At 73.8% G+C, this 8,523-nt stretch carries 11 protein-coding genes; 4 read left to right on the top strand and 7 right to left on the bottom strand.

Going from position 1 to position 8,523, the window contains the following annotated elements:
- Positions 1-621: 621 nt before the first annotated feature.
- The 6 genes from HEQ75_RS11995 to HEQ75_RS11970 all read right to left on the bottom strand — a co-directional run bounded on the left by HEQ75_RS11995 (position 622) and on the right by HEQ75_RS11970 (position 4,564).
- Complete coding sequence (locus HEQ75_RS11995; protein ID WP_168030721.1) at positions 622-972, bottom strand: RidA family protein; 351 nt, start codon at positions 970-972, stop codon at positions 622-624.
- Between the two features lie 99 nt (positions 973-1,071).
- Positions 1,072-1,377, bottom strand: a complete 306-nt coding sequence (locus HEQ75_RS11990) for a hypothetical protein (protein WP_168030720.1) — start codon at positions 1,375-1,377, stop codon at positions 1,072-1,074.
- A gap of 27 nt (positions 1,378-1,404) precedes the next feature.
- Positions 1,405-2,394, bottom strand: coding sequence for a Gfo/Idh/MocA family protein (locus tag HEQ75_RS11985; protein WP_168030718.1), 990 nt, complete (start codon positions 2,392-2,394; stop codon positions 1,405-1,407).
- Positions 2,395-2,407: 13 nt separating this feature from the next.
- Positions 2,408-3,661 carry an MFS transporter gene (locus HEQ75_RS11980; RefSeq protein WP_328733698.1) on the bottom strand — a complete coding sequence of 418 codons (1,254 nt, stop codon included), beginning with the start codon at positions 3,659-3,661 and terminating at the stop codon, positions 2,408-2,410.
- Positions 3,662-3,673: 12 nt separating this feature from the next.
- On the bottom strand, positions 3,674-4,018 hold the full coding sequence (locus HEQ75_RS11975) for a hypothetical protein (protein ID WP_168030716.1): 345 nt from the start codon (positions 4,016-4,018) through the stop codon (positions 3,674-3,676).
- Positions 4,019-4,063: 45 nt separating this feature from the next.
- Positions 4,064-4,564: a hypothetical protein gene (locus HEQ75_RS11970; RefSeq protein WP_168030714.1), complete on the bottom strand. Its 501-nt coding sequence runs from the start codon at positions 4,562-4,564 to the stop codon at positions 4,064-4,066.
- A gap of 88 nt (positions 4,565-4,652) precedes the next feature.
- On the opposite strand from HEQ75_RS11970, the gene HEQ75_RS11965 reads away from it, so the two are divergent.
- Together HEQ75_RS11965 and HEQ75_RS11960 are read left to right on the top strand one after the other, a co-directional pair.
- A complete protein-coding gene (locus HEQ75_RS11965) occupies positions 4,653-5,921 on the top strand; it encodes an amidase (protein ID WP_168030712.1) in 1,269 nt (422 codons plus the stop codon).
- A 168-nt stretch (positions 5,922-6,089) separates the two neighbouring features.
- Complete coding sequence (locus HEQ75_RS11960) at positions 6,090-6,350, top strand: DUF2188 domain-containing protein (RefSeq protein ID WP_168030710.1); 261 nt, start codon at positions 6,090-6,092, stop codon at positions 6,348-6,350.
- On the opposite strand, the gene HEQ75_RS11955 is transcribed toward HEQ75_RS11960, so the two are convergent.
- Complete coding sequence (locus tag HEQ75_RS11955) at positions 6,327-7,121, bottom strand: helix-turn-helix domain-containing protein (RefSeq protein WP_168030708.1); 795 nt, start codon at positions 7,119-7,121, stop codon at positions 6,327-6,329. The genes HEQ75_RS11960 and HEQ75_RS11955 overlap by 24 nt on opposite strands.
- Before the next feature lie 113 nt (positions 7,122-7,234).
- On the opposite strand from HEQ75_RS11955, the gene HEQ75_RS11950 reads away from it, so the two are divergent.
- Positions 7,235-7,642: a hypothetical protein gene (locus tag HEQ75_RS11950; RefSeq protein ID WP_168030706.1), complete on the top strand. Its 408-nt coding sequence runs from the start codon at positions 7,235-7,237 to the stop codon at positions 7,640-7,642.
- Positions 7,639-8,442 carry an alpha/beta fold hydrolase gene (locus tag HEQ75_RS11945; protein ID WP_168030704.1) on the top strand — a complete coding sequence of 268 codons (804 nt, stop codon included), beginning with the start codon at positions 7,639-7,641 and terminating at the stop codon, positions 8,440-8,442. The genes HEQ75_RS11950 and HEQ75_RS11945 overlap by 4 nt, the downstream gene beginning before the upstream one ends.
- Positions 8,443-8,523: the final 81 nt, after the last annotated feature.

Raw genomic sequence — 8,523 nt, 5'->3', positions numbered from 1 at the left:
CCAACTCCTCCAGCGCGGCATTGGCCTCGCGCGGGCGGCGCTCGCGCGCCCGGGCTTCAGGGCGGCGGCGTTGCGGGTTGCCGCCGGGGGGCGGGCGGCAGCGTTGCGCTGGGCTGCGGGGCGTGCCGTGGCGGGGCGTTGCGCGGCGGTCTGGGCCGGCCGGGACTGCTTCTGCGCGCTGCGGGCGCTACGCTCCGCGGCGTCGGCCGGCGCGACGAACAGGGCGCTGCCGAGAAGGATACAGAGTGCTGCCAGCGTGCCTCTTGCCCGCATGTAGGACGATCCCCTGCTTCACCGCTCCCGTCATCCGGATGGACGACCTGGTATGCCCAACCCCACGGCTCCGTGAGGCCTGCCTCCGGTTAACCGTTGCAGCGGAAGCCGGGCAACCCGGTGTGATGACACGTGGCGAAATATGGGGTGATTCGTTCGTCGCGACGTCGTGCCGCGGCCTGGGACAGGATCATCTTCCTGCCGCGAAACACGATGAAACACGAAGCCACAGTGTTGCGGCACGAAAGCAACAGTCGAGCCGCAGAGTCGGGACGTGGTAAAACCGTGTCACATGGCTGTCATGCCGCCGCGGAATGACCCGCGGCGGCAACCAGCCCTGGTCGGGCTTCAGCGGCAGGCGGTGACCATGATCTCCACCAGGTGGCGCGGGTCGGCCATGTTGGCCTCGACGCAGGCGCGCACCGGGCGGCCGGCCTCGCCCAGCCACTCGATCCACACCTTGTTCATGGCGTCGCGGTCGCGGATGTCCTTCAGCCAGATCTGTGCCTGCAGCAGGCGGGTGTTGTCCGTGCCATTGGCTTCCAGCGCGGCGTCGATCTTGGCCAGCACCTGCCGGGTCTGGCCGGCGATGTCCTGCGACAGGTCGTCGGCGGTCATGCCCGCCAGATAGACGAAGTTGTGGTACTCGACCGAGGAGGACAGGATCTGGTTGCTGCCCTGGCGGGTGATCTTGGACATCGGCGCATGGCTCCTTCTGCGAAGCCGCGCTTCTACAGCAAGTTCGCGCGCAGCGGAATCGGCGGGGCGGCGGGAAATGGCCCGGGCCGGCCCCGCGGCTCAGCCTTCCGGCGCCGGCGCGGCCTCGCCATGGTCCGCCGCGCCGGCCGCCAGGGCGCAGCCGCAGAAGGGGCAGCGCGCCAGCGCCAGCAGGCGCCCCTGCAGCTCGGGCGGCAGCGGGGCGGCGGGCGGCAGGCCGGCGAGGTCGGCCGCCAGTGCCGCATGGTCCCCCGGCGCCGGGCAGGCGGCCGCGCCGTAATCCGACGCCACCGCGGCCGCGGGCACCTCAAGCCGGAAGGCGCGTGCGGGCGCGGCGGCCAGGGCCGCCGGCAGGCAGGCCAGCAGGGTACGGCGACGCGGGATCAAGCGGCGATCCTACGCCACCGCGCTGCCTCAGGCCACCACCGCGTAGCTGCTGCCGGAGGCCGCGGCGCCGATCATCGCCTCGAACACCGCGACGCCATGGATGGCCTGCTCGACCGGCAGCGGGTAGGTCGGGCCGCCGGCCACGGCGGCAGCGAATGCTGCAAGTTCCGCCGCTTCGATATCGGTCTTGGGAAACTGCTTCACCCAGGGCTCGCCTTCGCGCGGGGTGAAGCTGAGCGTCTCATGCCCCTGAAGCTGCAGGATTCCTTCGGTGCCGAACAGCGCCACCCGCCAGAAGGACGGGGTCAGCGCCAGGGTGGCGAAGCCCACCGTCGCGCCCCGCTCCAGCACCCCCAGCATCGCCGTGGTGTCATCAATGGTCCGGGAGACCAGGGCATGGCTCTGCACCGTCACCTGCCGGAAGCGGCCGGCCAGGTGGATGATCATGTCGATCATGTGGATGCCCATGCCCCCCATGCCGCCCAGCGGGCTTTCCGCCCGGTCCGCCCGCCACATGCCGGAGGTGTAGTTGCGCGCGCCGGGGCCGCTGAACTGGCCTTCCACATGCAGCAGCGTGCCCAGCGCGCCGCCATCGAGCATCGCCTTCATCTCTGCCACCGCGGGCAGGAAGCGGCGGTTGTGCCCCAGCGCCATCACCACCCCGGCCTCGGCGCAGGCGGCCACCGCGGCGGCGGCGCTGGCGCGGTCCAGGGTGAAGGGCTTCTCGACGAAGACATGCTTGCCGGCGCGCGCGGCGGCAATGACCTGCGCCGCATGCTGGGCGTGCGGCGTGGCCAGCGCCACGGCCTGCACCGCCGGGTCCGCCAGCACCGCCGCGAAATCCGGCAGGATCCGCAGGCCCTGGCCGGTGGCCCAGTCCCGCGCCTTGTCCGGGGAGCGGGTCTGCCCCGCCACGAAGTGGATCGTCGCCCCGGGCTTCGGGGCGCCACCCGCCTGGACGCTGTCCACCAGCACCTGGCCCCAGCGCCCCATGCCCACGATTGCCGCCTTCAGCATTCCCGCCACTCCCTCATCCCGCCGCCGGCCCGGCCGGCGTGCCTTCCAGTTCCTGCTGCATCCGCCGCAGCCGCGCGACCCCCCAGGCGAAGACGCCGAGGAACAGCAGCACCGCCACCAGCGTCGGCCAGCGCAGGCCGAACACCTCGCCCAGCGCGCCCAGCGCCAGCGCCCCCAGCGCCGGGCAGGCGCGGGTGATCAACCCCCACAGGCTCAGCATCCGGCCGCGATAGCCGGGGTCCGCCGCACTCTGGATCAGGGTCTGCACGCTGATCCCATGCACCGAAGCCGCGCCGCCGATCAGCGCCGCGCACAGCATGCCGAGCGGGAAATAGCCGGTGGCGATGAAGCCCACCGTGGCGATGGCCTGCGCCAGCGCGGCGAAGACCGCCAGCCGGGACGCGCCTTCCAGCCGCCCGCGCGAGGCCACCCAGAGCCCGGCGGCCAGCGCGCCGATGCCGAAGCAGGCGGTGAGGATGGCCAGGCTCTCGGCGCCGCGGCCGAACAGGCGTTCGACGAAGGGGGGCAGGATCTCCTGCATCCCGCGCAGCAGCACCGCGCCCAGCGCCGCATAGAGCAGCAGCGGCCCGAGCCCCTTGTGGCGCGCGGCATAGCTGATGCCGGCCAGAACCTCCCGCCCCAGGCTGGTGGAGACGGGGTGGCCGCGGCGCTCCTTCGGGTCCACCCGCAGCAGCCAGATGGTCGCGAAGGCGAACAGATAGCCAACCGCATTGGCGGCGATGGCCGGCACAACGCCCCAGATGGCGATCAGCGGCCCGGCGATGGCCGGCCCGACGAAGCGCGCCACGGCGAAGCAGAGGGAATTGGCGGCGACGGCGGCCGGCAGGTCGGCCCGCGCCACGATCCCCGGCATCAGCGTCTGCCGCGCCGGCTGGGCGAAGCTGGCCGCGGTGCCGCCGCAGACCTCCAGCACCAGCAGGATGCCGATGGTCATGTGGCCGCTATAAGTGATGCCGGCGACGGCGGCGGCCTGCAGGGCGATGGCGATCTGCGTCCACATCGCCAGCTGCACGCGGTCCACCCGGTCCGCCATGGCGCCGGCCAGCGGGCTGACGAGCACCGCCGGCGCCAGGTCGCAGAAGGCCACCATGCCGACCCAGAAGGCACTGCCCGTCAGTTCCCAGGCCAGCCAGGACACCGCGATGCGCTGCATCCAAAGCCCGGTCCAGGCGACCATGGAGCCGGTGAAGAACAGCCGCGAGTCGCGGGTGGACAGCGCGCGCGCCAGGGCGTTGGAGGAGGCCACCGGCGAGGCCGGTCAGCGCCTGCCGCTGGCCCCCGGCGTGGCATTGCCCGCCGCGCCGGTGCGGGCGCCGCTGCGCAGGCATTCGGCGATCATCCGGTCGCGGTCGATCTGCGCCGCGCCGCGGTCCGATTCCAGCCGGCTGAAGGGCGCGACGGTCAGGGTACCACGGCTCGACTCCATCTCATCCGTGCGCATCTGCTGGCCGCGTTCGCGGAACTGCACCACCCGCGTGGCCTCCGCCCGGCAGGCCTCGTAGCGTCCATCGCGCTCCCCGGCCGGCACCGGCGCGGGGGCGGCGATCGGGCTGGGCAGGGGAATGCTGCAGGCCGGCAGGGCCAGCAGGGCCAGAAGGGCCAAGGGTGCATTCAGGCGCGGCGAGCGGGGCATCGGGGTTCTTCCGGATCAGGCCGGGACGCGCGCCCCGGGCAGGGTGCGGGAGACTAGCGCGCGAAGCGCCTCCGCGTCGAACCTGCCGCCGGAATCGAGCGGCAGCACGCAGGCCGCGCGCAGCAGGGCCGGGTGCAGCTCCACCCCGTCGCGCGCCACCACGAACAGCCCGGCCATCCAGGCGCTGCGCCCCATCACCTCGACCAGCGCCAGCAGCCGCAGGCAGAGCGCGAGGCCCGGCAGGGTGGCGAGGCCGGCGCGGCGGTCCACCGCCTCGGCCCAGGACCGCGCATCGCGGTCGGCGATGAGCAGCACGGTGCCGCCGCCTTCCGCCGTGCGGAACAGCAGGCGGCGCACCGGCCCCCAGCTTCCACCCTGGGCATGGGCACGGGCCGCATCCCAGGCGGCGAGCAGCGCGGCGGGGGTGACGGCGGGCAGGGATTCGGGGGGCAGCGGCACGGCATAGCTCAGGGTGCCGTCCGGCGCTTCGGCCAGCTGGATCGCGGTGTCGGACATCGGTCCAATGTGGCACTGCCCGCCGCCGCTGCCAGCCCGGTTCACCTGCCGGCTTCGCAAAGCCGCCACATCGTGGCGGAATGGCCGCATGACCGATCCCGCCCGTCTGACCGCCACCGAAGCCGCCCGTGCCATTGCCGCCGGAACGCTGACCCCCGCCACCCTGATGGAGGCCTGCCTGGCCCGCGCCGCGGCGCGGGAGCCGGTGGTGCGCGCCTTCGTGCATCTGGACCCGGAGCAGGCGCGGCGCGCCGCGGCCGCGGCCCGGCCGGGCCCGCTGCACGGCCTGCCCTTCGGGGTGAAGGATGTGCTGGACACGGCACAGTCGCCGACCGGCTATGGCTCCCCGATCTGGGCCGGGCACCGGCCACGCGGCGATTCCGCGGCGGTGGCCGCGGCGCGCGCCGCCGGCGGCGTCATCATGGGCAAGACCGTCACCACGGAATTCGCCACCCGGCATCCTGGCCCCACCACAAATCCGCACAATGCGGCCCATACGCCGGGTGGTTCATCCTCCGGTTCCGCCGCCGCGGTGGCGGATTGCATGGTGCCGCTGGCCTTCGGCACGCAGACCGCCGGCAGCATCGTGCGGCCGGCGGCCTATTGCGGCGTGGTCGGCTTCAAGCCCACCTACGGCACCATCCATCGGGGCGGCATGAAGGTCTGCTCCGAAAGCCTTGATACGATTGGTATCATGGCGCGCAGCGTGGCCGATATCGCGCTGGGCATGACCGGGCTGACCGGCCGCGACCATGGCGACCCGGAGGCGAAGCGCGCCGCCCCGCCGCGCCTGCTGCTGAGCCTGGGCCACGCGCCGGAAGCGGCAGCGCCGGAGACGGTGGCACTGCTGGAGCGCGCCGCGGCGGCCGCCCGCGCCGCCGGGGCCGAGGTGGTGGAGTCCCCGCTGCCCGAGGCGCTGCGCCTGGCGGCGGAACTGCACCCCTTCATGATGAACATGGAAACCCGCCAGGGCCTGGCCTGGGAATATGCGGAGGCGCGGCACCAGATGTCCGCCGTGCTGCTGGACCGGATGGACTGGGCCAGCGGCTTCCCGCCGGCCAAGCTGGGCGAGGCGCGCCGCGCCGCCGTCGCCGCCCGCGCCGCCTTTGCCGAATGGACCGCCGGCTTCGACGCGGTGCTGACGCCATCCGCCCCCGGCGAGGCGCCGGAGGGGCTGGCCTATACCGGCGATGCCACCTTCAACCTGCTCTGGACGCTGCTGTACGGGCCGAATGTGACGGTGCCGGTCGGCACCGGGCCGAAGGGCCTGCCGCTCGGCGTGCAACTGGCCGGGCGCATCGCCGAGGACCCGGCGGTGCTGGCCACCGCGCGCTGGGTGCAGGCGGCGATGGCCTGAAAGGGGGGGATTGATGCCCGAAAGCGCCGTTGTCGCTGCCGATGTCGCAGGAGAAGGCTCCACGATATCAACGGGCATCAAGGCACACCCTCGGTTCATTCACGCTCCCTGAGGGGAACCCGGGCCCGCGCCGCCGCGTCTGCTTGCCGCATGGGGCAGGAGGCGGCGATGGCGCGGGTCCACTACCGGGTGGTGCAGCATGATGGCGGCTGGGCCTATCGGCTCGGCGACGTGTTCTCCGAGCGCTACCCGACCCATGACGCGGCGCTGGCCGCGGCGCAGCGGGTCGTGGCGGAACTGCGCCAGCCGGGCGAATCGGCGACCATCGAATACCAGGATGCCGAGGGTGCTTGGCACACCGAGCAGGTGGCCGCCGACGACCGGCCGGAGGCGGATGTCATCGATTCAACCGAGCGCCGCGAGCCGTGACGCCGTGACCGGATCCGCCGGGTAGAAGGATTCGATCGCGAGTTCGGACAGCGTCACCTCCATCGCCGTGCCGAACACCGTGGTGGTGCCCAGCAGGGTGAGGCGCCCCGCTGGACTTTCCAGCAGCAGTGGCACCACCACGCCGCCGGGGGCGAGGCTGGGTTGGCTCGGCGCCGCCAGGGGCGGGGCGGGCAGGGCCAGCAGTTCCGCCCGCAGCGCCTCCAGCACCGGGTCGCCGCTCGCCTCCAATTGCCGACGCAGGCGCTCCAGGATGTGGGCGCGCCATTCCGGCAGGTTGCCGATGCGCGGCGCCAGCCCGCCCGGATGCAGGCTGAGCCGCAGGACGTTCACCGGCGGCGCCAGCAGGGCCGGCTCCGCCAACCCGGCCAGCAGCTTCGGCAGCACGGCATTGGCGGCGACCAGATGCCAGTGGCGGTCCACCGCCAGCGCCGGGTTGGGCGCCTGCGCCGCCAGGATCATCGCCAGGGCCTGTCGCGCGCCTGCCATGGCCGGGTCCTCCAGCGCGGCATCCGGGTAGGCGGGGGCATAGCCGGCGGCCAGCAGCAGCGCGTTCCGGGCGCGCAGCGGCACCTCCAGCTGTTCCGCCAGGCGCAGCACCATCTCCCGGCTCGGCCTGGCGCGGCCGCTTTCGACATAGCTGAGATGCCGGGTCGACACCGCCGCATCCAGGGCGAGGTCCAGCTGGCTGCGGCGGCGGCGCTGGCGCCAGTCGCGCAGCAGGGCACCGATCGGGGGGGCGGGGTGGGGCATGGCGCGGATGCTACCGCCCGCATCGCCGGCTTCCCATGACCTGCGAGGTTATCGCGCGGCGGCCGGGCGCGGGTGTTGGGTGGGGCATCGGCAACCGAAGGAGGACAGCCCCGATGCCCCCGAACACCCTGCCAAACCCCAGCCTGCTGCACATGGCCCTGCTGGCCGATGCCGCGGGCTGCGCCGTCTCCGGCCTGGCGCTGGTGGCGACGGCTGGCGCGCTGGCCGCGCCGTTCGGCCTGCCGGAGGCGCTGCTGCGCGGCGTCGGGCTGGGGCTGCTGCCCTGGGCGGCCGGCATCGCCTGGCTCGGGCTTCAGCCCATGCCGTCGCGGCGCTTCGTGCTGGCCGTGGTGGTGCTGAACGCGATCTGGGTGCTGGACAGCCTGCTGCTGGCGGCCGGCGCCTTCGGCCCGGCGCCGACGCCGCTCGGCAACGCCGCGATCCTGGCTCAGGCGGCGCTGGGCGGCGGCTTCGCGGCGCTGCAATGGCTCGGGCTGCGGCGGGCGGAGTCCTTCGCATGATCCGCACCAGCGACGATGTCCGGCTGTTCCACCGCGCGCTTGGCGCGGGCCCGCCGGTGCTGTTCCTGGCCAGCTGGTCCCTGCCCAGCGACAGCTGGGGGCAGCCGATGCTGGCCATGGCGGAGGCCGGGCTGCGCGCCGTGGCCTATGACCGGCGCGGCCATGGACGCTCCGACCACCCGCCCGGCGGCTACGACTACGACCGGCTGGCCGATGATCTGGCCGAGGTGATGGCGGCGCTGGACCTGCGGGAGGTGACGCTGGTGGCCATGTCCGGCGCGGCGGGGGAGGCGGTGCGCTGCCTGACGCGGCACGGCGCGGCGCGGGTGGCGCGGCTGGCCCTGATCGGCCCGACCACGCCGCTGCTGCAACAGGCGCCGGACAACCCGGACGGCATTCCGGCCGCGGCGCTGGACGCGCTGCGGGCCGAATTGCGGGCGGATTTCCCGGCCTGGCTGGCGGCGAATGCGCGACCCTTCGGCGGGCCGAAGCCGTCCGAGGCCATGCTCGACTGGATCCGCGGCCTGGCGCTTCAGGCCAGCCTGCCCGGGCTGCTGGCCTTCCACCGGGCGCTGGCCGGCACGGATTTCCGGGCCGAGCTGGCGGCGCTGCGCCTGCCGGTGCTGGTGATCCAGGGCAGCGCCGACGAGACCTGCCCCATCGACCTCACCGGGCGGCGCAGCGCGGCACTGATCCCGGGCGCCAGGCTGCAGGAATACGCCGGCGCGCCGCATGGGCTGATCGTCAGCGACCCGGTGCGGCTGGCCACGGATCTGGTGGCCTTCGCGCGCGGCGCCTGAAGGCCCGGCGGCCACAACCGTCGGACCGGCCGGGACCCTGCGTGGCGCACCAGGTTCCGACCTGCGGCCCGCCCGGCGCTT

Origin of the sequence: Falsiroseomonas selenitidurans (assembly GCF_012103215.1) — a bacterium.
GTDB classification, from domain to species: domain Bacteria; phylum Pseudomonadota; class Alphaproteobacteria; order Acetobacterales; family Acetobacteraceae; genus Falsiroseomonas; species Falsiroseomonas selenitidurans.
Note: the sequence above shows the minus strand (reverse complement) of the source record. Positions and strands in the feature narration are given on the sequence as shown.

Bases quoted from the DNA above. Each gene is read 5' to 3' on its own strand.
- HEQ75_RS11995 (WP_168030721.1), bottom strand. From the start codon at position 972: ATGTCCAAGATCACCCGCCAGGGCAGCAACCAGATCCTGTCCTCCTCG.
- HEQ75_RS11985 (WP_168030718.1), bottom strand. From the start codon at position 2,394: ATGCTGAAGGCGGCAATCGTGGGCATGGGGCGCTGGGGCCAGGTGCTG.
- HEQ75_RS11970 (WP_168030714.1), bottom strand. From the start codon at position 4,564: ATGTCCGACACCGCGATCCAGCTGGCCGAAGCGCCGGACGGCACCCTG.
- HEQ75_RS11965 (WP_168030712.1), top strand. From the start codon at position 4,653: ATGACCGATCCCGCCCGTCTGACCGCCACCGAAGCCGCCCGTGCCATT.
- HEQ75_RS11960 (WP_168030710.1), top strand. From the start codon at position 6,090: ATGGCGCGGGTCCACTACCGGGTGGTGCAGCATGATGGCGGCTGGGCC.
- HEQ75_RS11955 (WP_168030708.1), bottom strand. From the start codon at position 7,121: ATGCCCCACCCCGCCCCCCCGATCGGTGCCCTGCTGCGCGACTGGCGC.
- HEQ75_RS11950 (WP_168030706.1), top strand. From the start codon at position 7,235: ATGCCCCCGAACACCCTGCCAAACCCCAGCCTGCTGCACATGGCCCTG.
- HEQ75_RS11945 (WP_168030704.1), top strand. From the start codon at position 7,639: ATGATCCGCACCAGCGACGATGTCCGGCTGTTCCACCGCGCGCTTGGC.